Source organism: Microbacterium hominis (assembly GCF_013282805.1).
GTDB lineage: Bacteria > Actinomycetota > Actinomycetes > Actinomycetales > Microbacteriaceae > Microbacterium > Microbacterium hominis_B.
On the sequence record NZ_CP054038.1, the window covers coordinates 3,064,276 to 3,090,824 of the forward strand.

General features: G+C 66.4%; 18 protein-coding genes. 5 read left to right on the forward strand and 13 right to left on the reverse strand.

Annotated elements, in window-relative coordinates:
- Window positions 1-29: 29 nt before the first annotated feature.
- Window positions 30-2,366 (forward strand): glycosyltransferase, encoded by a 2,337-nt coding sequence (locus tag HQM25_RS13915; RefSeq protein ID WP_172990776.1) that lies wholly within the window; start codon window positions 30-32, stop codon window positions 2,364-2,366.
- Here HQM25_RS13915 and HQM25_RS13920 read toward each other — a convergent pair.
- Window positions 2,363-3,490, reverse strand: coding sequence for an ABC transporter ATP-binding protein (locus HQM25_RS13920; RefSeq protein WP_172990777.1), 1,128 nt, complete (start codon window positions 3,488-3,490; stop codon window positions 2,363-2,365). The two genes, HQM25_RS13915 and HQM25_RS13920, sit on opposite strands and share 4 nt — an antisense overlap.
- Complete coding sequence (locus HQM25_RS13925; protein ID WP_254359699.1) at window positions 3,474-4,325, reverse strand: ABC transporter permease; 852 nt, start codon at window positions 4,323-4,325, stop codon at window positions 3,474-3,476. Before HQM25_RS13925 ends, HQM25_RS13920 begins: the two co-directional genes overlap by 17 nt.
- 224 nt (window positions 4,326-4,549) lie before the next feature.
- Between HQM25_RS13925 and HQM25_RS13930 the strand changes: the two genes are divergently transcribed.
- Window positions 4,550-6,943 (forward strand): glycosyltransferase, encoded by a 2,394-nt coding sequence (locus HQM25_RS13930; RefSeq protein ID WP_172990779.1) that lies wholly within the window; start codon window positions 4,550-4,552, stop codon window positions 6,941-6,943.
- An 18-nt stretch (window positions 6,944-6,961) separates the two neighbouring features.
- Here the strand turns inward: HQM25_RS13930 and HQM25_RS13935 are convergent, their stop codons facing one another.
- Window positions 6,962-8,002 carry a polysaccharide pyruvyl transferase family protein gene (locus HQM25_RS13935; RefSeq protein WP_254359352.1) on the reverse strand — a complete coding sequence of 347 codons (1,041 nt, stop codon included), beginning with the start codon at window positions 8,000-8,002 and terminating at the stop codon, window positions 6,962-6,964.
- Between the two features lie 76 nt (window positions 8,003-8,078).
- On the opposite strand from HQM25_RS13935, the gene HQM25_RS13940 reads away from it, so the two are divergent.
- Complete coding sequence (locus HQM25_RS13940; protein WP_172990780.1) at window positions 8,079-9,068, forward strand: hypothetical protein; 990 nt, start codon at window positions 8,079-8,081, stop codon at window positions 9,066-9,068.
- On the opposite strand, the gene HQM25_RS13945 is transcribed toward HQM25_RS13940, so the two are convergent.
- From HQM25_RS13945 to HQM25_RS13970, 6 genes are all read right to left on the reverse strand, one after another.
- Window positions 9,048-11,204, reverse strand: a complete 2,157-nt coding sequence (locus HQM25_RS13945; protein WP_172990781.1) for a glycosyltransferase family 2 protein — start codon at window positions 11,202-11,204, stop codon at window positions 9,048-9,050. The genes HQM25_RS13940 and HQM25_RS13945 overlap by 21 nt on opposite strands.
- Before the next feature lie 14 nt (window positions 11,205-11,218).
- A complete protein-coding gene (locus HQM25_RS13950) occupies window positions 11,219-12,310 on the reverse strand; it encodes a glycosyltransferase (RefSeq protein ID WP_172990782.1) in 1,092 nt (363 codons plus the stop codon).
- Complete coding sequence (locus tag HQM25_RS13955; protein WP_172990783.1) at window positions 12,307-13,719, reverse strand: hypothetical protein; 1,413 nt, start codon at window positions 13,717-13,719, stop codon at window positions 12,307-12,309. Before HQM25_RS13955 ends, HQM25_RS13950 begins: the two co-directional genes overlap by 4 nt.
- 2 nt (window positions 13,720-13,721) lie before the next feature.
- The gene (locus HQM25_RS13960; protein WP_172990784.1) at window positions 13,722-15,182 is read right to left on the reverse strand and encodes a polysaccharide pyruvyl transferase family protein; all 1,461 of its coding nucleotides are present in this window, start codon (window positions 15,180-15,182) and stop codon (window positions 13,722-13,724) included.
- 206 nt (window positions 15,183-15,388) lie between these two features.
- Entirely contained in the window at window positions 15,389-17,425 is a 2,037-nt protein-coding gene (locus HQM25_RS13965) for an acyltransferase family protein (protein ID WP_172990785.1), read from the reverse strand.
- 109 nt (window positions 17,426-17,534) lie between these two features.
- Entirely contained in the window at window positions 17,535-18,455 is a 921-nt protein-coding gene (locus HQM25_RS13970) for a polysaccharide pyruvyl transferase family protein (RefSeq protein WP_172990786.1), read from the reverse strand.
- 86 nt (window positions 18,456-18,541) lie between these two features.
- Here HQM25_RS13970 and HQM25_RS13975 point away from each other — a divergent pair, with 86 nt between their 5' ends.
- Together HQM25_RS13975 and HQM25_RS13980 are read left to right on the forward strand one after the other, a co-directional pair.
- Window positions 18,542-19,648, forward strand: coding sequence for a polysaccharide pyruvyl transferase family protein (locus HQM25_RS13975; RefSeq protein WP_172990787.1), 1,107 nt, complete (start codon window positions 18,542-18,544; stop codon window positions 19,646-19,648).
- Window positions 19,645-20,718 (forward strand): glycosyltransferase, encoded by a 1,074-nt coding sequence (locus HQM25_RS13980; RefSeq protein ID WP_172990788.1) that lies wholly within the window; start codon window positions 19,645-19,647, stop codon window positions 20,716-20,718. Before HQM25_RS13975 ends, HQM25_RS13980 begins: the two co-directional genes overlap by 4 nt.
- 24 nt (window positions 20,719-20,742) lie before the next feature.
- Here HQM25_RS13980 and HQM25_RS13985 read toward each other — a convergent pair whose 3' ends face one another.
- The 4 genes from HQM25_RS13985 to fusA all read right to left on the reverse strand — a co-directional run bounded on the left by HQM25_RS13985 (window position 20,743) and on the right by fusA (window position 26,472).
- On the reverse strand, window positions 20,743-21,705 hold the full coding sequence (locus HQM25_RS13985) for a glycosyltransferase family 4 protein (protein WP_254359353.1): 963 nt from the start codon (window positions 21,703-21,705) through the stop codon (window positions 20,743-20,745).
- Complete coding sequence (locus tag HQM25_RS13990; RefSeq protein ID WP_172990789.1) at window positions 21,702-22,826, reverse strand: glycosyltransferase; 1,125 nt, start codon at window positions 22,824-22,826, stop codon at window positions 21,702-21,704. Before HQM25_RS13990 ends, HQM25_RS13985 begins: the two co-directional genes overlap by 4 nt.
- 153 nt (window positions 22,827-22,979) lie before the next feature.
- Window positions 22,980-24,173 (reverse strand): elongation factor Tu, encoded by a 1,194-nt coding sequence (gene tuf / locus HQM25_RS13995; RefSeq protein WP_141929814.1) that lies wholly within the window; start codon window positions 24,171-24,173, stop codon window positions 22,980-22,982.
- Window positions 24,174-24,357: 184 nt separating this feature from the next.
- The gene (gene fusA / locus HQM25_RS14000) at window positions 24,358-26,472 is read right to left on the reverse strand and encodes an elongation factor G (protein ID WP_172990790.1); all 2,115 of its coding nucleotides are present in this window, start codon (window positions 26,470-26,472) and stop codon (window positions 24,358-24,360) included.
- Window positions 26,473-26,549: the final 77 nt, after the last annotated feature.

Below are 26,549 nucleotides of genomic sequence, written 5' to 3' on the forward strand. Positions count from 1 at the left end.
CGGGCAGCGCGCGGATAGACTCGGAACCCATGACACCGGCGCCTCGCATCTCGATCGTCATCCCGGTCTACAACGACGAGGAGTCCGTCGCCGTCGCGATCGAGAGCGCGCTGCGGCAGAGCCTCACCGCGATCGAAGTGATCTGTGTCGACGATGCCTCGACCGACGGCACGCCTGCCGTGATCGAGCGGCTCAGCGCGCGCGATGCGCGCGTGCGTCTCATCCGCCATGACCGCAATCTGTCCGCGCTGCAGTCGCGACGCACCGGGGTGCTGGCTGCGCAGGGTGAGTATGTCTTCTTCCTCGACGGTGACGATGAACTCGTCGAGGAGGCCGCCGAGAAGGCGCTCGCGCAGGCTGAGGCGACCGGCGCTGATCTCGTCGGATTCGGGGTCACGGTCGTCGAGAAGGACGGCCGCGTCGGCGGCGCCTACGAGCGGCGCCTGCAGCCGGTCCATCGCGAACTCGAGGGCTCCGAGGTGCTGCGCGGGCTGTTCCCCATCGGCACGCCCGCGCGCGGACAGCTCTGGCGATACATGTTCCGCACCTCGCTGCTGCGAGACGCGTACGCCCTCCTGCCGGATGACCTCGTGCTCCCGCGCGTCAACGACCTTCCGCTGATGTTCCTCGTCGCAGCCCTCGCGACCCGCTACGTGTCCACCGACGCAAAGCTCTACCGCTACCACTTCGGCCGCGGCGGCAGCGGCCACCGCGTCGACAGTGTGGAGCGCGCGGAGTTCTACACGTCGGCGATCGATTCGATCACGTGCATCCGACCGGCGGTGGAGCACCTCGCACGAATGCACGCCGACCCGGCGCTCCTCCGGGAAACCTTCGAGTCGGCGCGACTGTCGATCGTCGGGTACGTGTGCTTCCAGCTCATCGACCAGAGCGACAGCACGGTGCTCGATGCGGCCCTCGCCCACCTGCACACCGTCGCGTCCGCGCACGACATCGTGCACGCGGCGGCCCGCTTCTACCCGGCCACGCTGTCGACCCTGAAGTTCCATACCGAATGGCAGGGCCTTCCCGATCGGCCGGTGCGCAGCATCCTGCTCTCGACCTCGACCGTGCGCACGGGCGGAGTCTCCGCAGTCGTCGCATCGCAAGCGCGGTACCTGACCGAGGCCGGCTACCGCGTGACGGTGGTCGCACGCAACGGCGGGAGCGATGTCACCGTGCTGCCCGACGGCACAACTTTCGTCGAGATGACCAGCCGCAGCCTCGTCGAGAAGCTCGAGGAGTGGGCGGCGATCTGCCGTACCCACGAGGTCGACGTCGTCATCGACCACCAGGTGCTGTATCTGAACCACTGGCCTGAGTTCGCCCTCATGGCCCGCGCCGAAGGTGCGGCGACGATCGGGTGGATGCACAACTTCGTCGGCCGTCCGATCTACGACGGCAACGCGCGCCTCACCCTCATCGAGCGGTGCAGCAGCGCCCTTGTCCAGCTCGTCGTGCTGTCGCCCCTGGATGTCGCCTACTTCAAGCTGCGCGGCGTCGAACACACCGCGTACATTCCCAACCCCCCGTCGCCGCTGCTGCTCGAAGCCGCCCGCCACCGCGTGGGCAAGGCTTCTCCGGAGGGCCGGATCGAACTCGTGTGGTGGGGCCGCCTCGAGCAGCACACGAAGCAGGTGAGCGAGCTCATCGAGGTGGGAGCGCAGCTGCGAAAACTCGCGGTCGACTTCCGGCTCACCGTCATCGGGCCGGACTGGGACGAGATGACCGCGAAGCGCTTCAACGCCGAAGCGAGGCGTCGACGGGTCGGCGATCAGGTCGTCGCCGTGGGTCCGTTGCGCGGCGAGCGGCTCGTCGCCGCCATAGACCAGGCGGACGCCTTCGTATCCACGAGCATCATCGAGGGGTACCAGCTGACGATCGCCGAGGCTCAGTCGCGCGGGCTTCCGGTCTTCATGTATGAGCTTCCGTGGCTCACGCTCGTGCAGGACAACGCCGGTATCGTCGCTGTCCCGCAGGGCGACGCAGCGGGCCTCGCCCAGCACGTCGTCGACATCTTCGCGAATCCCGAGCGCTACCTCCGTCTGTCGCGAGCCTCCGTGGATGCCGCACACCGCGCCGTCTCGCACGATTTCGCGCACCTCTACCGCGGGGTGGTCACCGGCGCGCTCCCCGACGAGTTCTCGCCCGAGCCGACCCTCGCCGACGCCGAGCAGCTCCTCGGTCTGATGGTGTTCTTCGCTGAGCGCTCGCGGCGCCGCGGACGGCCGACTTCGACGAATGGCTCACCGCTCGGCGCTCGACTGTGGGATTCGGCCGCGCCGATCGGGCGGGCCACGCTCAAGCGACTGCCCGGGCTGCGCCCCCTCGCGCACCGCGCGAAGAAGTGGCTCGGTTCGAGCTAAGGAATGAGCGAAACGAGCGCGATCCCCGCGCCGGCGCCGACGGCGAGAAGAAGCGCGGACGCCGTGACGCCCAGGGCGACGATCTCGCGGCGGCTGCGCTCGCGCACGGAGCGATAGAACCTCTTGCGGCGCTTGATGTCGCGTGGGCTGTCATGAGGCTCGGAGCGCGGCGCGGATGCCGGAGTCGATGCCGGCGCCGGGGCCACGTCCGCCTCGGCGGGTCGCGCGGCGACTGTCGCCTTCGGCGTCCGCTTGGTCGGTGCGGTCGCCGTCCGCTTGCTGGCGGCCCCCGCTGATGCTGCGCCGACTGTTCCACCGCCCGGCTGCTTGGTCCACTTGACGTATTCGTCGATCACGTCCTTCGACGGGCCGTCAGCACGGAGCTCACCCTGGTGGATCCAGAGGACCCGCTCGCAGGTGTCGCGGAGCGATCCCGCGGAGTGGCTCACGATCATCACGAGACCGGCGCTGTCGCGAAGCTCGCGGATGCGCTCCTCGCTCTTGAGCTTGAAGCGGCGGTCACCGACGGCCAGCGCCTCGTCGATCAGAAGCACCGAGTGGGCTCGCGCCGACGCGATGGCGAAGCGAAGGCGTGCTCCCATTCCCGACGAATACGTGCGCATGGGGTGATGGATGAAGTCATTGAGTTCGGCGAAGTCGGCGATCTCGTCGACGTGCGCGGCGGCCTCCTCCGGGGTGAATCCCATCGCGAGCAGGCCGAGCTTGATGTTGTTCTCGCCAGACAATTCGGGGACGAGTGCGGCATTGACGCCGAGCAGCACCGGTCGATCGGCCGCCCAGATCGTGCCCTGCGACGTCGGAAGGAGCCCGCTCATCGCGCGGAACAGAGTCGACTTGCCGGAGCCGTTGTGGCCGATGACGCCGATCGTCTCGCCCTCGGAGGCCGTGAAGGTGACCCCGCGCAACGCGGGAACGGTCTTCAAGCCTCGGCCACCGCGCAGCGCGTTCAGGCTGAAAAGGCTGTCGCGAGCGCTCATGCGCTTGCCTGAGGCGTACACGCGGTAAGTGACGTGAGCGTCGTCGACGACCATCATCGGACGGGGTGCCGCCGCCGCGGCACCCGCTTCGCCACCCGGCAGAATGAGCTCACTCACTGAGTCCATACCTCGCCTCGGCCCTCCAGAAGTACACGACGCCGAACCCGATCGCGAGCACGGTCCACACCGGGGCGAGGATGACCGCCAGCTCGGGCGCGGGATGGTTTTCGAGCATGACGGCGCGCACCAGCGCGATGAAGTCGTAGGTAGGGATGCTGTGCGCGATCGTCAGTAGTACGGGATTGTCCGCGAACACCAGATCGACCTGGAAGAAGATGCTGCTGGCGTAGAACAGCACGCGGTTGATCGTGGGGATGAACTGCTGCACATCCCGCACCCACACCGACATGCGGGCGACGATGAGCGCGACACCGAGATTGAAGACCGCCATCATCGCCAGGATCGGAATGACGAGCAGCCACGACCAGCTGATCGGGATGCCGAAGACGAGCAGCAGGATGCCCAGTAGAACGGTGATCGGGATCATCCGCATGGCCTGTTCGGCGACCACCGAGACCGGGAGGAGGATGCGGGGGAAGCCAAGGCTCTGCACGAGCCTTGAGTTCCCGGTGATCGCGCGCGATCCGCCGCCGAAACACCCCGTGAAGAACTCGAAGACGAACACGCCCGTGATGATGTACGGCGCGAAGTCCGCGGGGCGCGCATCGCTCGACAGCACCACGCCGAAGATCGTGCCGTAGATGATCGCGGTCAGCAGGGGCTTGAGGACGATCCACAGCACGCCGAGCCGGTTCTGCAACAGCCCGCCGACGAGCCGGTAACCGGCCAGCGTGAGCGCGAAGCTCCGGCGACGCCAGGCCTCGGCGAGATAGGCGCCGAACGGCGGCCGGCGGCCGACTTCGAACAGTCCGTCAGCCGGGGCATGAAGGCGTGCATCCACCAAAGGAACTCGCTACCTCTCTGACCACCACGTACTTTCGTGGGACAGTCCCGCGAGCGCACAAAACACATCCGATCATACCTTGGTACCTGAGGTGAACCTGAGTCGAGCGGAGTCACCCGGCCGCGCAACCTAAGATCATCGAAGGCACCCCGCACGCTGGCGGCGCACGACATCTGCGCCGATAAGCAGGTCCTGTCTCGCCCCCAGACCATGGAGCTCCCATGCCGCACGCGCCCCGCGTCACGATCGTGATCCCCCTGCACAATGATGAGCCCACCGCCGCTGCGGCGATCGAGAGCTGTCTCGCGCAGACGGTGACGGACCTCGAAGTGATCTGCGTGGACGATGCATCCACCGATGGCACGACGGAAATCATCGATCGATACATGGCTCGCGACGCCCGCGTCCGGATGATCAGACAGGAACGCAACAGCTCCGCTTTCCAGGCTCGCCGCCTCGGAGTCCTCGCAGCTGCCGGCGACCATGTGATCTTCGTTGATGGCGACGACGAGCTCCTTCATGACGCGGTCGAGAAGTCGCTCGCCGCCGCCGATCGACACGGAGCGGACCTGGTCGGTTTCGCCATCGAAGTGATCAATCCCGAGGGCAAGGTCGTCGGCGGCTATCAGAATCGCCTCGCTCCGAAGCACGAGTCGCTCGTCGGTGACGAGATCTTGAGCGGCCTGTTCCCCGTGGATCAGCCGGCGCAAGGACAGCTGTGGCGCTACCTGTTTCGCACGACGCTTCTGCGGGACGCGTACGCCCGCCTTCCCGAGGATCTCGTCCTCCCCCGCGTGAACGACCTCCCGCTGATGTTCCTGGTCGCCGCAACAGCGTCGAAGTACGTGTCGATCCCGGATCGGCTCTACCGCTATCACTACGGGCGCGGTGGCAGCGGACAGTCCGTCGAGACGATCGAGCAGGCGAAGTTCTACGCGGAGGCAATCCGATCGATCGACAGCGTCGCACCCGCGGTGCGGGGGATCGCACGCAGGATCGGCGACCCCGGCCCGTTGCTCGACAGCTACGAGTCCGTCCGCCTGTCGATCATCGGCTACGTGTGCGCCTACCTCCTGAAGCACACGACCAGCGAGATCGCGCCCGCTGTGTTCGATCACCTGTACACGTGCGCGGAGCCCGCGGACATCGTCGTCGCGGCCGTCCGCTTCTACCCGGAGTGCCTGCCCGCGCTGAAGGCCCACTCCACTCCGGTCGACCTCGACCAGCGCAGGGTCAAGAGCGTGCTCCTCACAACGCGCACGCTGACGACCGGCGGAGTCTCCGGAGTGCTGCTCGCACAAGCTGACTTCCTCAAGCGGGCGGGGTACCGCGTCACGATCGTCGCACGGCGCTACGGGAGCGACCGGGATGCGGTACCCGACGGAGCGCATTTCATCGAGATGGTTGGTCGAGGCCTGCCCGAGCGACTCGTCGAGTGGGCCGAGATCTGTCGCTCGAACGACGTCGATGTCGTCATCGACCACCAAGTGCTGTACAGCCGCGACTGGCCCGAGTATGCCCTGATGGCTCGCGCCCTCGGAGTGGCGACGATCGGATGGATCCACAACTTCGCGGGGCGGCCGATCTACGACCTCAATGGGCTGCATGCGCTGCTCAAGGCGAATGCGCCGTTGCTGGAAAAGCTTGTGACGCTGTCACCGTTGGATGTCGCCTTCTGGAAGCTGCGTGGAGTCCCGCATGCCGTCTATGTGCCGAACCCGCCCTCACCTCTGCTTCTTCAATCCGCTGGAGTGCCGCGCCCGAAGCGGTTGGGCGAGGGCCGGGTCGAGCTGATCTGGTGGGGCCGCCTCGACGAGCACACCAAGCAGGTCAGCCAACTCATCGACGTGGCCGACCACCTGCGCCAACTGTCGTTCGACTTCCATCTCACGGTGGTCGGACCCGACTGGGGGGATTGGACGGCGTCCCGATTCAACGCGGAGGTTCGGAAGCGACGCCTCGATGCCCACATCGAGGCTGTGGGTGAGCGACGCGGCGAGCGCCTCATCGAGGCGATCGATCGCGCGGACGCGTTCGTGACCACGAGCATCATCGAGGGCTACCAGCTCACGATCGCCGAAGCGCAGTCCCGTGGCCTCCCGGTGTTCATGTACGAGCTGCCGTGGCTCACCCTCGTGCAGGAGAACGACGGCGTGGTGGCCGTAGCGCAAGGCGACTCGGGAGCGCTCGCGCGCGAGATCGCGTCGACTTTCGCTTCTCCCGATCGCTACACCGCCCTGTCAGAGGCGTCTATCGTCGCGGCGGACCGTGAGCTGTCGCACGACTTCGGACTCCTCTATGAGCAGGTGATCACCGGCACCCTGCCGTCCGCGTTCTCCCCCGAGCCCACGCTCGCGGACGCACGACAACTCGTGGATCTGATCGTGTTCTACGCCGAGCAGAACGCCGGCCTTCGCACCGAGGTCTCGGATCTGCGCAAGCGCGCGAAGTCCGGGGCGAAGCAGCGAGAGCACGCAGTGGAGAAGCCCGTCGGAGCTTCGCTGAAGCGCCGAGCGTGGCGCGCCGCAACGCCTTTGGGTCGTACGCTTCTGCAGGTCTTCCCCGGGTTGCGACCGCTCGTGCACCGCGCGAAGCTGGCGCTTCACCGACGGTAGGTCGGGGCGCACCTCACGTCAGCCCGCAGCAGCATCCATCGCCGCGTGGATGCGTTCCGTGAGTCCACGGAGATCCCTGCGAGCCTGTCGAACTGCGCGCTGGAGATCCGGGAGCACGGCCTCGAGCTGCGAAGCACGGGAAGCGAGTCCATCGTGGTGCCCGGTCAATGCGCCGACCCCGGCTGCATCGAGCAATCGCTGGATCTTCTGAGGATCGGCGGCCGTTCCCAGCGGGTATGCCCCCTCCGTCGCACCCATGATGAGCGCGTGAGCCCGATCGCTCACAACGACGAGCGAGCGTGCATACACGGCGCGCACATGCTTGTCCAGGTCGTCGTGACGAGTGCTCGCTGCCACCAGGTACTCACCGCCCAGCCGCTCCGCGAGTAGCACCGCACGGGGCGCATCACGCGCCACCTGCGCAACGGTCACGATGCGCCTGTCGGTGCGCACAGCCAGACCGCGGAGTTCCGCGATCCAGTCGTCCGTCGGCCACGGGCGGTCGAACCGCAGGGTGATCGCGATCAGCGGCCGATCCTCTGCCGTCGCCCAGATGGAGGGATCGCTGCCGAGCGCGAAGGCCCAGTCCGGAGCCACACCTCCGAAGCCCGCAGCCGCCTGGGACTCCGCGTCGCGCCACGACATGACTGCCGCGTCGCGGAGGGCAGAATCGAACACCACCCGAGAGGCGATGGCGGGGTTCTTCAGCCCGAGCCCCGCCGCGATGACGATCCCCCCGCGATTCGTCACGCGGCGCATCTCACCGGCACGCCGTGCGTGCGGGAACGGCATCTCGGGCTGAGGGTTGATCTCGCCCGCGTTCACCACATACACCGGATGCGCCGCCATGTCGGATGCCGCGAGCCAGGCACGTCGCTCTGGATAGAACGCCTCGTCGCTACGGAGCGGCACACCAGGCAGGTAGTCCGAGGTCTGCCCCTCGAGGTGCACGTGAAGCCTGGCACCGTTGCCGCGAAGTGCACGAAGGAGTCCGTCACGCAGTGCGGAGTCACCGAGATTGTCGTCCTGCCCCGCGGGGTGAACGAAGACATCCTGCACGTGAATCGCCTCCTCCCGATCAACCTAATATGGGTGGGTGGCCCCTCCTAATCGGCCGACGGACTCGTCGGCGACATTGGTCGTCCACGAGACCCATCGCCCCCCAGCGCCGATTCTCCGCTACATCGACCAGGTCGTCGGCGACGATTCGGACATCGAGTTCCGGTTCTCGCAGGGAGTGCTGACACGATTCGACGTGGACGTCGTTCACGTCGTGGAGCCCAACCTGGATCAGCTGCTCGGTACCCGCGGCGCCAGCGGTCTCCAGCGGGTCCTCGCCACCCTCGCCTTGAGAAGGAATCTCCGGCGGCATCGCATCGCTCTCGTTCGAACGCTCCCCGGAGTCGGCGAGCGGGTCTCGCGCGGTCGAGGGGAACGGCTTGCGCGGCGCATCCTCGACGGCGCGACCAGTGCATTCATCACCTTCGACGAGACGACACCGACACCGGATGCCGCTCGCACCACCGTGATCCCCCACGCGCACTTCCGTGAGCGCTTCGTCGGCTACCCGAGGGCGGAACAGATTCCCGGCCGGATCCTTTGTGTCGTGTCTGGCGCTCTCCCGAACTCCGTTCGGAGCATGCTCACGATCGCCAACCTCTCAGACGCCGCAGGTGTGACGCTGCGAATCGCAGGCGACGCGCCTGACGAACTCGGAATCGCCGTTCATTCCGCCATAGCTCGGTGTGCAGGGCTTGTATCGGCACGCCTCGAGCGCCTCTCCGACGGCGCGCAGGTGCAGGAGCTCGACGCAGCCGAACTCGTTGCGGTGCCGCAGGTCACCTCTCTCGAGGATCTACAACTCGTCTTTCTCGCCCTGTCGCTCGACCGCCCGGTCCTGACGCCCCGCACTGACCAGATGGCGGAACTGGCCGCCGCGGTCGGCCCGGGGTGGGTGAATCTCTGCGACGGACCCATCACCGCCCAGGACCTGGACGATGCGCTCGAGTGCATTCGCGGAGGCACCCCCCCGACGCGCCCAGACCTCGACGGGCGGGATCTCACCCGCACTCAGCAACTCCATGAGGCGGTGCTTCAAGGAGCTTTACGCGCGCCCGGTGACTAGCGCACGGATGCGTCGAGCACGATTCCGCAGGCGGTGCACTACGGATCTCAGCCCGTATGCTCCGACGCCTGAGATTGAGGCGCGCCCCCTGGTTGCGCGGGTTGCCACGACCTGCAGGCCAGAGGTTCCCCAGACGCGGATCACGTGGATCGGTGCCTCATTTTCTTTCCCCGCGTCCTTCACCGCGTCGCGGGGGACCTGAACGGGGAACTCCACCAGCCCCAGAGGAGTACGGAAGGTTGCCATCAGCATCCACCGTCGGTTCAGGACGTCCCGCGCCTTCCTCGTCGCGCTCACCCGTCCATCTGACTCGGTTCGACAGGCGAACCCGCGAGACATGACAGACTCATTGACCTCGCGCCAAAAGCGGAGCGCGGTGATCGTTGACTCCCGCTCGGGGCGAACGGTGAGACGGAGCTCGTCACCGACGATCGTCGCTTCCGTCACACCGGCGGAGAGGTAATCGTGCATGAATCGCTTAGGATCGCCCCCGACAGAATCGTCGTCAGCGCGGACGGTGCACAGTTCGCCCAGGCGTGTCACGACGAAGAGTGGCCCCTCAGGTTCACTTGCTACGTGGGCGGCCTCGATGCGCACCTGCTCATACACCACGCCGAACTGCGTTTTGATGCTCGCGAACACGCTGACAGGCTCCGCACCGAGTCGAGCGACGGGGTACCGGGCCACCAGCTTGCCACCCTCACCGCGCTTGATCGCCAGCTCATCGCGATGGCCAGCGCGCGCGAGGCTCACGCCCAAGATCTCGGCAGGCTCACCCGTCACCGCCAAGTGCAACGTGACTTCCTCACCCGCGTTGAAGATCGCTTCCATCGCCACGTGCGGCAACGCCGGCGGCTCAAGTCCGATGGCGCCCTCCCGAAGCATCAGCGCGACCTGCTGTTGCTCGGCGGTGGCACCATAACCACCGTCGCCCACGAAGAGCTCGCCAATCGTGCTCATCGAGCGGGCGAGGGCGACGGACAACTCGATGGACTGCGGTTCGAGGCCGCTGCTGATCGGATCGAGAACATGCTCAGCAAGGCCGGCCCGCAGGACGTCTCGAGGCGCACAGTCCGCCTCGACCAGGCGCTCCGCTTGGGCGAGCCATACCTCAGGCCGCGGCCACTTTCGCTGCTTCGGAAGGTCCTGCAGAGCGCCGGCGATCCTCGCTGCGCCCTCCCAGTCACCCATGGCAACCAGCGACCAGGCCCAGCGAACATTCGTGTCTGCCCCCGCGATCGCTTTGGAACCCACGAGTTCGACAATGCGGCTGACCCAGGATTCGATCCGGTGGAGGCTGTCGGGATCGACGCCCACCCAGCCCGCGCCGAGCAGAAACTTGCGGAGGTGCACCCAACCGTCGCGTGCGATCACAAGATCGTCGTACTCATCGAGCAATGCTGATGATGGGACGGATTTCACGAGCGAACGACATTCGACCTCTTGGGAAAGATAGCTCTCAAGGCTCGCCGCGGCACCTGCGCGTGATGACATGGAAGTGTTGCCCGGCCGGTCGCGATAGATGTAGACGATGTCCGTTATGACATCGATCGATTGGGCGCTCGTCAGCGCTTTCGTCATCGGCACGATGTCATTGGAGCGAGGAACCGACGGAAATCGAATCGCTTCATCGATCCACCACTGACGCCGGAACAGGCGATTCCAGCACGCTCGGTTCGAAATCAGAGACGGCTCGTCCGACAAAGTGATTCCTTCGCGCGCCGCATCGAACGCGCGCCACTTCCTCGTCGGGTGCCAGGTCTTTCCCAAGTGGTACTTGAAGAATCGTCCGACGACGAGGTCGGATCCGCTCCGGCGCGCCGAACCGATCATGGCCCTGTAGGCATCGCGGGGCACGATGTCGTCGCCATCGACAAATGCAATGTACTCACCGCGAGCAAGCTCGACGCCCTGATCACGTGCCTGCGCCCCGCCGCTGCCCAGCGCGGCTACCAGTCTGACGCGGGCATCTCGGCGCGCGATGCCTTCGACGATCTGAACGGTATCGTCGGTCGATCCATCGTCGATCACCAGGACCTCGATCGAAGCCCCTTCCTGGCGAAGGATCGAATCGACGCATTCGCCAACCCATAGACCGACGTTGTGTGTGGGGACGATGACGGAAATGTCGGGCACAGCTGCGTTCCAATTCATCCGAGGGCCACCTGCGCAGACACAGCCCGTTCAAGTAGCTCCAGGTAGGCGCGCGACATCTCGTACGGGGCATGCCGTCGGGCGAATGCGTTCGCATCGTTCGACTCGGGGGATACCGTCGACACGAGCTCTACAAGCAGATCGGCCAGCGCACGATCCGGGTTCCGCGCGGTGGAGTACGCGCGAACCCAGGTCTCGTCGCGATACTCCCGAGCGAGCGCCGTGTCATCGGGGACGACACACGCTCTGTCGAAAGTCGCCGCCAGCGGAACACTGCCTGAGTTCAGCACCTTGCGGTACGGCAAGGCGATCACGTCCGAGGCACGGAACCACTTCCAAAGGTCCGACGGCTCGACGAATGACGGATGCAGGATGAGCCTGGCACGCTTGGGAACCTCAGCCATGAAATCCACCGCGTCACGCGGTGCGAGTTTTCCTGCCACAAGAAGCGTGAGGTCCGGAACGTCAGCAGCGGCCAGGTCAGCCGCTCGGAAGAGTGCGTCCACCCCCTTGTACGGTCTTAGCTGGCCGACGAACCCGACAGTGGGTGTGCCTGGTGACACCCCAAGCGATGCGCGTGCCGCACGCGCATCGCGACCATCCTCGTAGATGCCGAGATAGCTCGAGTGCGGGAGCGTGAAGATCTTCGCGGCCGGCAGTGCGAACGAATGCCTGACGAACTCCTCAGTGTGATCATGAAGCTGAATGATCACATCGGCGATCGCGGCAAGATCGTTGGCGACAGCACGATCCGCCTCCGGATAGCGAGCGTCGTGTGCGACCTCATTGTGCACAGTCCAAAGGATTGTCACCCCACGGGATCGGAATTGCATCAGGAGGTCGCGGAATTCGATCCGTCGCTCGTGAGCATCCGCCTCGGAGTGCGCTCCAGCCGTGATCGGTGACGTCCAGTGCACGTGGACCGCGTCACCCGGTCGCAGCCTGGGCAGTTCGGAAGCAAGGCCGGGGATCCCCTTGTGCCCCGCAATGCTCCAGCCCGCTGCCTCCGCAGCAAGACTCAGCATGCCTAGGTAAGGATTTCCCTCCCAGGCTGGAAAGGGAACGAGCGTGCCTGCGCGGCGGGTCATCGAACCTCAAATCCCTTCGTGATGGCTCCGACCGAAAGGATCACCTGCGATCCTCGCTCCGGTCGCGAGCCGGGATCGCTCAGAGGCCTCAGCGCGCCGATGGTCACAGGAATCACCACGTCTCCGACCACAACCGACAATCGCCACCTGTCCTGTTCGCTGAGCGCAGACAGCGGAATCAGAAAGTCGAGATCCAGCCTCCATTGGACACGTTGCTGATCGAAGAGACGGTAGTCGACGTCCACGCGAAGGGAGTTGCTCTCGGACTCCAACCGAAGCACCAGGGTTCTCGGCCATCCGGCATCGATCGATGGCCCGGACAAGCCGATTCCGAGCAGAACCTCATCTGCAAGACCGCGCGAGAATGTCAGACTCGCTCTCGCCTCGTCCCCGCGCGTCGCGAGCGCTGAAGCTACCAAACCAAGTTTGCGAGCGGCCACAGCCGAGAGAAGCCGAGCGTCGTCGCCCGCCGCTTCTGCAACCAGTTCGGGGTTGACGATCGACACGTACTCGGCGGCACGAGCGACCTCCTGCGCCAAGCCCAGATCTGAACTGGCGCGAGCGGAGTCGAGGCGGAGGCTGAGGTCTCGCGCGAAGGACGCGGGATCCGGCGATCCCTCTTGGCGATGGATCGTTTCCTGCCATCCCATGAGGAGATGCGCAGGCACCGTATACGCCTCGGCACTCACCGCGATCGACTCACGGGGTTCGCCCTCCGTCGAGATCTCGGCGGAAGGCTGAGGAAAAGTGCTGTCCAGCAGATCAAGATCGATCGTCGGCGGCGGGTAGGCCTCGTCGCCGAGCGCCCGAGCGGCAGAGCCAGAGATCTTGGCGAACGGACGTCCCGTGCCTGCGAGGTAGTCACGCTGCTCGAACCGATTCGCGACGACGGGATCCGCGAAGAGCCGCGCGGGAACGTTCAATGACTCCGCGATCGCTACCGCCGTGACGCTGGCCGAAACGACCATGCTGCTTTGGACGATTGCGTGCAGCGTCTCAGACAGAGGGCCGACGCCTGACACGACCCGGACGTGCTCCGAGAAGGTCGCGTCTACGGAACTGCTAGGGCCGAGAAGCATTGCGCCACCCGTACGCCCATGACCAGACGCGTCCGACAGCTCCGGAACATACCTCGGGAGCAGCATCGCCGCGTCGCCGAACACCTTGGGTACTTCAAGTCCCTGCAGTAGCAGAGCATTTGCCGTCAAAGGTCCGCGCACGGCTCGCACATCGAGCATCGCGATCGGCTCCGAAAGGCCGTCAAGCCCGAGTCCCCAGAAGATGTCGCCCTCTTGCGCCGTCCGCACCGTGGCAGGATTCAGCAACCCACGCACCGGGGCCCTCCGACGCCACCCGATTCGCTCTACGAGCAGGTCGAAAACGGCGGCAGCGAAATCTCGCTCGAACATCCTCAACTGCCGAGCTGTTCCTCGACTTCTGCCACAAGTCGATTGCGAAGCTCCTCCATGAACTTGGTCGAGCGGTTCCTCAGCATGGCGACCTGCTCCGGAGCGATCGGGGCCGGTCCGCGCTCGCCGAAAATCTCGATGAGTCGATCCGAATCGTGGCTGGCGACCAGGTCGGAGCGGCCGATACGAGCCATGAAGTTGCGGTTCTTGTTCGTAGGCACGAGAACGATGGAGGGAATTCCATACATTGTCGCGACAACCGTGCCGTGGAATTTCATGCTGGCCAGTACCGTGCACTCGCCGATGGCCCGACTGAGATCGTTGAGGTCCTCGGAGTACACGACCTCCTTGTCGCTGACGTTCAGCGCCGGGGCGTTGGCCACATCACGTTTGCCGACGGAACCAGTTCCGAGAATGATGTGGCGGATGCGGAACCCGCGACTCTTCGCGTGTTCAGCGAGTTCCTCGAGTCGTGAGTAGTCATCGGGAGTATCGACGCGTCGTTGACGTGTGACGATTCCCAGGATCGGCGCCCCGGCGGGTTTCGATGCTGCCGGCAGGTCAAGTGAGCAGACGATATCCGGCTCGCTGAGAACGGGTGCAGTGGGCTCCAGCTTGGTGCGCACCCAATCTGCGCTGAAGTCGTCCCGCATTCCGATCATCCTCACATTCGGGTTGTTGAAGTACCGCGTGAGACGGTGGATGATGTGCGGCTTCTCCTGATGCTTTTCGGAGTTCTGATAGACCGGTACTCCGACCCCCGCAAGGTAGAGGGGCTTGCGCAGGTAGGTGGGATCGAAGTAGCGCGGATCCATGCTCCAGCGTTGCACCAGATCTCCGCCACCCATGACGATCGCGTCGACCTCGGCAACCTTGTCCTCAACCGGCCGACTGAAGTACGGCTTCGCCTCGAGGTCCGGAATGATCCGAATGTCGAAGCGGGAGCCGAGGTGCTGCTGAAAAACGTCCACGAAAAGCTCATCGCCATAATTGCCATGTCCGAAGAAACCGACGAGCCCGAGGGGGCGTCGTGTCTCCCCCGCACGGAAGCGTCGCAACTCCTCCGTAGCACCCGGGTCTGTCACGGGCGTCTCGGCGACCGCCCTCGACGCCGTCGAGGACGCCGAGACAGCGCCCGAATCGCCCTTCAAGCTGCCGATCTCTCGCCTCATCGATGCCAGGTCGCGCCGCGCCGACGCAAGATCTTCCTCGAGTCGTCGGGCTGCTGACGCCGTCCGCTCCGCCGCACGCCGGGCCTCGAGTGCTTCCGCCTTCTGCTCCTGGATGCGCGAGCGGCGGCTCACGAATTGGACCCTGACAACGACGCCGATGAGACCGAGCAGGAGTCCGAGCGCTGCGATCGCCCAGTCCACCCGTCCTGCCAACCCGAGGGCTGCAATCACACCCCCACCCACGAGAAACGCCGCGCTGATTGCGAGGTCGCGGGTAGACAAACGTGACATATGAATGACTCCTTCAGGGCAGGTCCAGCGCAAGAGGGATCCGACTGGGCAGATGGGGCGCGAAGCGATGAGGTCGCGCGGCGCATGGACCGCGCCAATCTTACAGGGTCACCTGTCCGCGGCCGGTCAGCGGCGACCTCTCGGCAGCCGGGCAAGTCACATGGGTGCGCGGCATCCGCCCCGGCGATCGCAGCGCTTCGTGCCGGTCATTCCGGATGAAGCGAGGCAAGGCGTTCGGCCAGGACCGGTGCGATCTCGCGCGAGTACGTCGCGGTGATGTGGTGCAGATCACGGTAGATCATGACGTCTCCTGCTACGAGGGGACATGTTCCCTCCACGCAATAGAGATCGCCCAGGTCGATGATCTGCGCAAGCTGGCTCGACTCTGCCGCCTCCGCGAGAATGTCCCGTGGCGCGAGGGCTGCGTGTTGCTCGACAGCGCAACCCTGGGCTTCAACGGCATCCTGTCCCGATCGCAGCACGCAGTCGAACGCAACCTGATCGACACGGGGGTTGTCAGCGAGCACCAGAATACGTGCGCCGAGATCGATCTGCTCTTGCCATGCTTCCACGTACAGCGCTTCCGCCGCGGCGGACTCGGATGCCGCCATCCCGGGAGCGCGTCGGGCCGTCATCAAGATGATGTCGAACGGATCCTCACGAAGCGCGGCATCGACGGCGGCACGTCGCGCATCACACTCGTCGGGCTCCGTCCCCGGGGCGCGCCATACGCAACCGTTTCCCACCCACGTGGAGATCTGCCATCCCCGCTCGCGCGCCACTGTTCGCAATCCGGGGATGAGCATGGCGGCGTGCGAGTCTCCAACAAGGGCGATGCGGATCGCTTCAGGATCGCTGGAGCCGAAGGTACATGTCTCAGGATCGGCGACCTTGTCGTACTCATAGCAGTCGAAGGCGTCGCCTGTATCCTCCAATACCTTTGCGACATCGGGGCGCACCGCCCGGCCCGCTATGGCTGCCTCACAAGCTTCGGACTTGAAGGCGCTGGCCCCGACGCACGGTTCACCGGCCGCGATCACAACCCCGGCCGCTTCAGTTGAAGAAGTGCGGAGTGTGGTCGCCGCTGTCGCGCCGCCGCCTGCCACCATCGCCACGACCGCCATCGCCGCCGCCGTTCCAAGCAAGGCGGTCCGTGGGCGTGAAAGCGGTCCCGACTTCACGCGCCGCAGCGGGCTCTCGACCCATCGATACGTCCCTGCCGCGAGCAGTAGCGTTGCGATCAGCATCAGTATCTTCACGGCCCAGTCCGAGGGAGCACCGAGGGCATAGGGAACGATGATGATGAGCGGCCAATGCCACAGGTAAATCGAGTAGGACCAGTCGCCGACTCTCTGCACAGGCGCCAGCTCCAACGCTGCCGACGGCGCCCAGCGAGCGGAGGGCTCATCGGCGGCGAGCACCGCAAGGGTGCCTGCGACCGGCAATGCTGCTGCCGCTCCCGGGAACGGAGTTTCACCGGTGATCACCACCGCGGACAGTGCGATCGCGCCCCAACCCAGCCATGCCAGCCCGGCGGTTCTGATCCTGCCCCTTAGCGGCCGTCTCTGAATCAGGAGGGCGAGGAGACCACCCGCGCCGAACTCCCATGCACGAACCGGGGTGGCGAAATACGCAAGCGAGGGGTCGATCGCGGTCAATGCGATCGACAGGGCGAACGCGGCACTGACGACAACCGCCAGCATCCATCCCACGACGGCGAGACTCGATCGCCGCAGGAGCTTTGCCAAAACGGCACCGCCGAGGATCATGACAGGCCACAGCAAGTAGAACTGTTCCTCGGTCGACAGCGACCAGAAGTGCTGAACAGGTGATGGGACGTTCTCCGCAGCCAGATAGTCCGTGCTCGCGGCGACCAGGTACCAGTTCTCGACATAGAACGTCGAAGCGATGACTTCCCCGATGAACTGACGCCAATAGGCGGCAGGCACCCAGACGAGGACTGCAATCGACGTCGCAAGCAACACAAGGAGTGATGCGGGGATCAATCGACGCGCGCGCCGAGCCCAGAACGAAGCGAGACGGACTCCTCCGGTCGCCTCAAGCTCACGCAGCAGATGCCCGGTGATGAGAAACCCTGAGATAACGAAGAAGACGTCGACGCCGACGAATCCGCCAGGAAGGCGATGCGGCCAGAGGTGATAGATGACGACGAGCAGGACCGCCACCGCTCGCAGCGCCTGAATGTCGGTCCGCACGGAAACTGAGCGGGTTTGTGAAGTCACGAGCCACTACGCTAGTGCAGTCCTCCGCTCGGTCCCTGAGCTATCGCTGACGGGATGCACTTGGCGATACCCACTGTCACCTATGTGGCTTCCATCGCCCTTCTTCCCCTCAGCCGGTGGTCCCGGATCCCATCTGACCTTCCGCGAATTTCTCCCCTGCCGCGATCCGGTCATCGGTCTCTTGTGGGACGCTTCCCGACAACGGTGTCGACGGATCGCCGCCCGTCCACAGGTCGATGGGAAACGCGTCCTGGAGCCCCTTCAGATCGTACGTGCCGCGTTCCACGCCGCCGAGCGCGATCGCTTCGCTCACATCGGCTGCGAACTGGACGTCATAGCGTCCCGTGCCCGCGTAGTAATCGAAGTACTTCAGGTAGTGCTCGCTCCGAGATCGCACGACACGCGCAGGTCGGCCGAACGCCTCAGCGACGACGACGCCGTGCAGAGATGATCCCACGATGAGCCGGCTGCCGGCGATCGCTCTGAGGACTTCGGCAATTGGGCGACGCGGGTCAATCACTCGCGAGTCTTCACCGGCCGGCTCCACGTCGTGGAAATTGGGGATGATCGTCACGTCACGTGTCGGCTCCGCGCGTGCGATTTCGACGAGGTCAGGCATGAACAGGGGCAGCAGCAACGCCGGGTCGCCGAAGACCGGGGGAACGTCGATGCCCTGTGCACGCAGTCGGCGGCGGGTAGCCGGCCCGCGGACGGCCCGCACATCAATGGGAGGTAACGAGCTGGACGCGACCTTCTCTTTGCCATTGATACCTGATCCCCAGACGACGTCACCCTCTCGAGCGAAGTGAAGGACCGACCCGACGGACAACAGGCGACGTCTGACTGCGGCCGACGTCGTCACCGCCAGACGGTCGAGCATGCCTGCCACAACCAACGGACCGATGAGATCGCCGAAGTTGTCGACCGATCGCGCGGTGCCATCGGCATCGCGCCGGACGGGGTTCCAGTGCACCGCCGCGATGCCCTGAACGTCAGTGTCGACTGTGCCCGGTGCTGATCCACGGCCCATCACGGGAGTCTAGCCACCGGGTACGCCTACCTACACCGCGCATCTCCACCGACGTCCCAACTGTCGGCGAGAAGTAGGCTGATCCGATGGCTAATGCGGCGACCGGGGTAAGACAACGCGCACGCGGCTCCACCCGCACGTTCGTCTCGCTCACCGGCCCCGCCGGCAATCTCGGCGATGCACTGATCCGCCGGGGCGGGCTGGACTGGTCTCGCGATACGTCCGACGAACTCGTGGTCTACACGGGCGACGCACCCGATGTGTGGCTGCGGCAGCTCGGTGTGCCCGCCGACGCGATCGTCCTGCGGTCCAAGAGCAGCGTGCCGCGATGGCTGTGGCTGCTCGCGACGGCCCGCCGACGCCCCGTGCTCGTCTTCGAGGCCGGGGAGATCCCGCTCGACCGCGGCAATGGCTTTCGCGAGCTGGTGTTCCTCGCCGAAACACTCCTGGTGCGTCTCAAGCGCGGCGTCGTGGTGCGGCCGCCCCGCGGCATCCGCGCCCCGACGAATCCCTCGGCGTGGCTTCACGCACGCGCGGCGCGCCTTTCGCAGATCGCACTGTGGCGGGATGCCGCGAGTGCGGCGATCGTCGGTGGCGGTCGGCTCGCCCCCGACATCGGCTTCGCTGCGGGGGTGCGCGCGGGCAGGGTGTGGGCCGACCGTGAGGAGCTCATCGTGAGTCTTCGCGGCGCGCGACCGCATCCGGATGAGGCGTGGCTGGAGGCGGTGCGTGCGATCGCTGCCGCGGAAGGGCTGCGGATCCGCACCGTGGTGCAGGTGCGCGAAGACGAGTCTCGGGCGCGCGAGCTCGCCGAGCTCCTCGGCGGCGTGTTCGAGCCGTGGGGCGACACCGACCCCGTCGCGCAGGAAGAACGGCTCCGCGAACGGTACGACAACGCGCGCCTCGTCATCAGCGATCGCATGCACGTGCTCGTCCTCGGCGCGCTCAGCGGCGCGGTACCCGCCGAGCTGGTGCCGCATCCGACGCGCAAGATCGCCGAGGCCTTCGCCACCGTGGGACTCGACGAGATCACCGTCGACGCCGGCAACGCAGACGTTGACGCCATGGCGCAGTTCCTGCACGCTCAGCTCACGCGGTCTGTCGAAGTGCGCGAGCGTGTCAGCGCCGCGCACCGTCAGCTCGCCGAACTCGAGACGGAAGTGCGCGCCGCCATCCGGGGAGCACGTGCGTGACACCGCGCCGCTTCCTGTTCCTCTCCCACAGCCACGCCTTCGGCGCCTTCCGCGTCGGCAGCCATCACTACGCGCGCACGCTCGCCCGCGCCGGCGCGGAGGTCGTGCACCTGTCCACACCGATCTCCCTCGCGCATCGTGTCACCGGCCGCGTGAGCCGGGATGCCGCAGCCGCGGCACCGCGAGGGCCGTACCGCGACGCCGACGGGGTGACCCACATCGTGCCGCGCACCATCGCGCCGCGGCCGTATGGGCCCTTCCGGGTGGCACGTGAGCTGAGCCGCCACGGCATCCCGCCCTCGTTCAACGCCGTCCTGCTCGATCAGCCGCTCCTCTGGGACGACTCCGTACGCTCCCTCACCCCCAGGCTCGTCTACCGTCCGACCGATCTCTACCCGTCGGGAGTGAAGGAGCAACGACAGCGGCAGATCGTCGCCGCGGCCGATGGCATCGTCGCGACCTCGGCAGAAGTTCTCCGTGCACTCGGCGGGATCCGCATTCCGTCTCTGGTCCTCGAGAACGGTGTGGATGCCGCGCACTTCGCTCCCACTGGTGCTCCCGCCGACGACCGTCCCACCACCTGTGTGTACGTGGGAGCGCTCGACGGCCGCTTCGACTGGCAGCAGCTCGCCGCGTGGGCGCGTGCGCGCGGCGACGTGCGGTTCGCCATCGCGGGACCGAAGACGACGCCTCCGCTCGAACTGCCGCCGAACGTCGACCTGCTCGGAGCGGTGCCGTATGCCCAGGTGCCGGCTCTGCTCCACAGCGCGCGCGTCGGACTGCTTCCGCTGTCCGACGACCCGCTGAACGCGGGCCGCAGCCCCATGAAGCGGTACGAGTACCTCGCCGCGGGACTCTCGGTCCTCGCGCGGGAGACGCCGGTGATCCGCCCTGATGAGGCCGCGGGCCTCTACACCTACGCGAGCGCGGACGACGCCGGCGACCTGCTCGAGCGCGCGCTGGGGCATCCTTCCCCGAACACGGCCGGAATGCAGCGCGCCGACGCGGAGTCGTGGGAGGCGAAGGCCGAGGCTCTGACGACATTCATCGAGGAGCTGCCGGCCCCCTGAGTCTGCGCACAGGCGCACCCGGGCTCAGGCCCGCCCCAGCACCCCCGACACGACCGCCGCCGTGCGACCCCAGTCGTACGTCCCGGCTGCGGGCGGATCCACCCGCCGGACCTCTGCGGCCGCCATGAGCAGAGCGGCTGCCCACTCCTCGGCGTCGTGCGCGGCATCCAGTGCCCAGCCGCGGTCGCCGACGATCTCGGCCACGGCCTCGCACCCACGCCAGAAGAGCACGGGCACGCCGCAGGCGATCGACTCGAGGGCGGGGAGGCCGAAGCCCTCCAGGGTCGACGGCATCACCGTCGCGGCCGCGCCGCGGTACAGCTCCGCGAGGTGCGCGTCGTCGATGCCGTGCACCGCGGTGACGCGGTCGAGCACGCCCAGACCCGCGGCCCGCGACTGCACGATGGATGCCTCGACCTCGGGCACGACGGCCGTCAGCCGCACGCCCGGGGCCAGCGCGAGCGCGCGGAGCACGACGTCGAGGTTCTTGTGCGACCGCACATTGCCGACGAAAACGACGTACGGGTCGAGGCCCGGCGCGGCCGGCCCCGCCGTGGAGAACGCCTCCGAGCAGCCGTTGCCGGCGTTGACGATGCGCACCGCGTCGTCACGCACCCACTCCCGGATCTCGCGGGCAGAGGTCTCCGAGACCGTGAGCACCACGCCGGCCCGACGCACGACGGTGCGCACCGGTCCCGCGTAGTACGCGAGGAACTTCGCGCGGCCGGGCCAGGGCAGCTTCGTCTGGATCAGGTCGTGGATCGTGAGGATCTGGCGCGGCGCGCGCACGAACGCTCCGTAGCCGGGCGAATAGACCAGATCACCCGCGGCCGTGGCCGGCACGGACCGGAACGCGTCCAGCGGCGAGTGCGGGCTGCCGTCGAGGCCCAGCGACGTCCATTCGAGCTCCAGCCGCGGCAGCACTTCGCGCGCATAGCGGCCGATCCCGTGCGCACCGCGATAGCGGTCGTCGACGAGGATCGTCACGAGGCGCCCGGCATCGCTGCGGAGGGGCTGAGGGATGCCGCCACCCAGGTTCGCACCCGGTCGACGAAGACGGGGGTGTCGAACTCGAAGGCGCGTGCGACACAGGCCTCCCGCGAGGCGGCGGCGGCTGTGGAGATCGCCGCACCGAGCTCCGCTCGATCCCACTCGCGCACGAGGGCGCCGGTGACGCCGTCGACGACGCTCTCCGCGGTTCCGCCGATCGCGTTCGCCACGACGGGGGTGCCGGCGGCCATCGCCTCGACCGGGATGATGCCGAAGTCCTCGATGGCGGGGAAGACCAGCGCGAGCGCGCGGCGGTAGAGCTCCCGCAGCAGGTCGCGCGACGGATTGTGCACGAACGTCACGGGCACGCCGAGGTCTTCGGAGAGCACGCGCAGGCGGGGCTCCTCCGGCCCGCTGCCGGCGAGCACGACGGGAAGACCCGCCACCGCGCCCGCCTCGATCACGCGCTCGAGGCGCTTGTACGACACGAAGCGCGAGACGCCGAGGAGGAATTCGCCCGGCAGCGCGGTCACCACCGCACGCTCGGGCGCGGACAGCTCTCCGCCTGAGGCTGCGAAGGCGGCGGCATCGATCGGCGGGTGGATGACGGTCGCCTCGCGCTCCCACGTGTCGGCGATGCGCTGGGCGATGAAAGCGCTGTTGGCCGCGATGGCGACCGGCTCCGCGGCGCGCCTTCGGTCGAGGGGCTTCAGCGGCGCGGAGATGGCGCGGGCAAGGGCGCTCTCGCCGCGGCCGTCGAGCTCCGGGGTCCAGACGTAACGCGCGGGAGTATGCGCGTACACGAGCTTCGGAGCGTGGCGGGCGGGGCCGCGGAAGCGGGCGTGATGGGAGAAGAGATGCGTGCTGCACAGCATCCACTCGGCGTCCCGCCGGGGAAGATGACGCCACACGGCCGGCATGAACGGCAGCGCGGCGGCTTTGCTCCGGCGCATCGGAGTGCGGGCGAGCAGGGTCTCCTCGACACCCGTGAAGCGGCCGTCGCTGTCGTTCCAGAGGCAGAAGCGCTCGGCGTCGGGGAAGGCGTCTGAGAGCACCTCGAAGACGTTCTCCGAGCCGCCGTGGCGCGCGAGCCACTCATGGATCAGGATGCCGGGCAACGTCGTGCTCCTGTGTTGTGGGGACGGATCAGCGAAGGGCCGGGTTCCGAAGAACCCGGCCCTTGCAGAGATCTCGATACGCGCGCTTCGCGCGCTACTCGATCTGAGTCGATGGCGGGTCAACGCTGCTTCGCAGCATTGACCCGCCCCGACTCACTTCAGGATCTTGGTGACGGTACCGGCACCCACGGTGCGGCCACCCTCACGGATGGCGTAGCCGAGGCCCTCCTCCATGGCGATCGGCTGGATCAGCTCGACCGTCATGTCGGTGGTGTCGCCGGGCATGACCATCTCGGTGCCCTCGGGCAGCGTGATGACGCCGGTGACGTCGGTGGTGCGGAAGTAGAACTGCGGACGGTAGTTCGTGAAGAACGGGTTGTGACGGCCGCCCTCCTCCTTGGACAGGATGTACGCCGTGCCCTCGAAGTTGGTGTGCGGGGTGACCGAACCGGGCTTCACGACGACCTGGCCGCGCTCGACGTCGTCACGCTTGGTGCCGCGCAGGAGCAGACCACAGTTCTCGCCGGCCCAGGCCTCGTCGAGCTGCTTGTGGAACATCTCGATACCGGTGACGATCGTCTTCTGCGTCGGGCGCAGACCCACGATCTCGACCTCCGAGTTGATGGCCAGGGTGCCACGCTCGGCGCGGCCGGTGACGACGGTGCCACGGCCGGTGATGGTGAAGACGTCCTCGACGGGCATGAGGAACGGCTTGTCCTTGTCACGCACCGGGTCCGGGATCGACTCGTCGACGGCTTCCATGAGCTCGACGATCTTCTCGACCCACTCGGCGTCGCCCTCGAGAGCCTTCAGGCCCGAGACGCGCACGACGGGGGCGTTGTCGCCGTCGAAGTCCTGCGACGACAGCAGCTCGCGAACCTCGAGCTCGACGAGCTCCAGGATCTCCTCGTCGTCGACCATGTCCGACTTGTTCAGCGCGACGAGCAGGTAGGGAACGCCGACCTGCTTGGCGAGCAGAACGTGCTCACGGGTCTGAGCCATCGGGCCGTCGGTGGCGGCGACCACGAGGATCGCGCCGTCCATCTGAGCGGCACCGGTGATCATGTTCTTGATGTAGTCAGCGTGACCCGGGGCGTCGACGTGTGCGTAGTGACGCTTCGGGGTCTCGTACTCGACGTGCGAGATGTTGATCGTGATACCGCGCTGACGCTCCTCGGGAGCCGAGTCGATCGACGCGAAGTCGCGCTGCACGTTGGTGGCCGACGGGTACTTGTCAGCGAGCACCTTCGAGATTGCGGCGGTGAGCGTGGTCTTGCCGTGGTCGACGTGACCGATCGTTCCGATGTTCACGTGCGGCTTGGTGCGCTCGAACTTGGCCTTAGCCACTGGGTCCTCCTCAGGACGTTCGTGTAGAGATTCCGGGCGCTGGATTGCGACCGGTTCTCTACGGGGATTCCTCCACCTTAGTGGAGAGGATCTGATGGTTCTTTGTGTGTATTGAGTTGTGATCGGATGCCGGGGCGCTGCGCCCCGCTCGCTCGCGCGACGAGCGCCCCGGCCTCCGCAGGGCTTACTCGCCCTTGGTCTTCTGGATGATCTCGTCGGCGACGGCGCGAGGAACCTCGGCGTAGCTGTCGAACTCCATCGAGTACACGGCGCGGCCCGAGGTCTTCGAGCGCAGGTCGCCGATGTAGCCGAACATCTCCGACAGCGGGACAAGCGCGCGGACGATCTTGATGCCCGAGCCGTCCTCCATCGACTGGATCTGGCCACGACGCGAGTTCAGGTCGCCGATGACGTCACCCATGTACTCCTCAGGGGTGCGCACCTCGACGGCCATGAGCGGCTCGAGGATCGTGGGGCTGGCCTTGCGGACAGCCTCCTTGAAGCCCATCGAACCGGCGATCTTGAACGCCATCTCGGACGAGTCGACATCGTGCGACGCGCCGTCGAGCAGCGTGGCCTTGACGCCGACCATGGGGTAGCCCGCGAGGACACCCACCTGCATCGCGTCCTGGAAGCCCTGGTTGGTGGGCTCGATGTACTCGCGCGGGATGCGGCCACCGGTGACCTTGTTCTCGAACTCGTACGTCTTGTCGGCCGTGAGCTCGAGGGGCTCGATCGCGAACTGGATCTTCGCGAACTGACCCGATCCACCGGTCTGCTTCTTGTGGGTGTAGTCGTGACGCTCGACGGCCTTCTTGATCGTCTCGCGGTAGGCCACCTGGGGCTTTCCGACGTTCGCCTCGACGCGGAACTCGCGCTTCATGCGGTCGACGAGGATGTCGAGGTGCAGCTCGCCCATGCCCTTGATGGTCGTCTGACCGGTCTCGGGGTTGAGCTCGGTGCGGAACGTCGGGTCTTCCTCAGCGAGCTTCTGGATCGCGAGACCCAGCTTCTCCTGGTCGGCCTTGGTCTTGGGCTCGATCGCGACCTCGATGACGGGCTCGGGGAACGTCATCGACTCGAGGACGACCGGGGCGGCCGGGTCGGCGAGGGTGTCACCGGTGGTGGTGTCCTTCAGGCCGATGACGGCGTAGATGTTGCCCGCGGTGACCGAATCGACCGGGTTCTCCTTGTTGGCGTGCATCTGGAAGATCTTTCCGATGCGCTCCTTCTTGCCCTTGGTCGAGTTGATGACCTGAGCGCCCGAGTCGAGGTGACCCGAGTAGACGCGGATGTAGGTGAGGCGACCGAAGAACGGGTGCACCGCGACCTTGAACGCGAGAGCGGCGAAGGGGTCGTTGGCGTCGGGGTGACGCTCGATGACGATCTCCTCGTCCTTGGGGTCGTGCGCCTCGATGGCGGGCACGTCCAGGGGCGACGGGAGGAAGTCCACGACCGCGTCGAGCATGGGCTGCACACCGCGGTTCTTGAACGCCGAGCCGCAGAGCACGGGGTAGATCGCGCCGGCGACGGTCAGCTTGCGGATGGCACCCTTGATCTCGGCGACGGTGAGCTCGCTACCGCCGAAGTACTTCTCGAGCAGAGCGTCGTCGGTCTCGGCGACGGTCTCGAGCAGCTTCTCGCGGTACTCGGCGGCCTTGTCGGCGAGATCGGCCGGGATCTCCTGGATCTCGTACTTGGCACCCATGGTCACGTCACCCTTGGCGTCGCCGGGCCAGACCAGTGCGCGCATCTCGACGAGGTCGATGACGCCGATGAAATCGTTCTCGGCACCGATCGGCAGCTGGAGCACGAGGGGCTTCGCACCGAGGCGGTTGACGATGGTGTCGACGGTGAAGTAGAAGTCGGCGCCCAGCTTGTCCATCTTGTTGACGAAGCAGATGCGGGGCACGTCGTACTTGTCGGCCTGACGCCACACGGTCTCGGACTGGGGCTCGACGCCCTCCTTGCCGTCGAAGACGGCGACGGCGCCGTCGAGGACGCGCAGCGAACGCTCGACCTCGACCGTGAAGTCGACGTGGCCGGGGGTGTCGATGATGTTGACCTGGTTCTTGTTCCAGAAGCAGGTCACGGCGGCCGACGTGATCGTGATGCCGCGCTCCTTCTCCTGCTCCATCCAGTCGGTGGTCGACGCACCGTCGTGGGTCTCGCCCAGCTTGTGGTTCACGCCCGTGTAGAACAGGATGCGCTCGGTCGTCGTCGTCTTGCCGGCATCGATGTGCGCCATGATGCCGATGTTGCGGACCTTGTTGAGGTCGGTGAGCACTTCTTGTGCCACGGGGGTGTCCTTACTTTTTCGGTGATCCGGCAACGGTGGTGCCGTGGGCGGATCCGGGTGTCGTGGGGGCGGTCGGC

Coding starts and splice junctions, on each gene's coding strand:
- HQM25_RS13915 (WP_172990776.1), top strand. CDS start 30: ATGACACCGGCGCCTCGCATCTCGATCGTCATCCCGGTCTACAACGAC.
- HQM25_RS13920 (WP_172990777.1), bottom strand. CDS start 3,490: ATGGACTCAGTGAGTGAGCTCATTCTGCCGGGTGGCGAAGCGGGTGCC.
- HQM25_RS13930 (WP_172990779.1), top strand. CDS start 4,550: ATGCCGCACGCGCCCCGCGTCACGATCGTGATCCCCCTGCACAATGAT.
- HQM25_RS13950 (WP_172990782.1), bottom strand. CDS start 12,310: ATGACCCGCCGCGCAGGCACGCTCGTTCCCTTTCCAGCCTGGGAGGGA.
- HQM25_RS13955 (WP_172990783.1), bottom strand. CDS start 13,719: ATGTTCGAGCGAGATTTCGCTGCCGCCGTTTTCGACCTGCTCGTAGAG.
- HQM25_RS13960 (WP_172990784.1), bottom strand. CDS start 15,182: ATGTCACGTTTGTCTACCCGCGACCTCGCAATCAGCGCGGCGTTTCTC.
- HQM25_RS13970 (WP_172990786.1), bottom strand. CDS start 18,455: ATGGGCCGTGGATCAGCACCGGGCACAGTCGACACTGACGTTCAGGGC.
- HQM25_RS13975 (WP_172990787.1), top strand. CDS start 18,542: ATGGCTAATGCGGCGACCGGGGTAAGACAACGCGCACGCGGCTCCACC.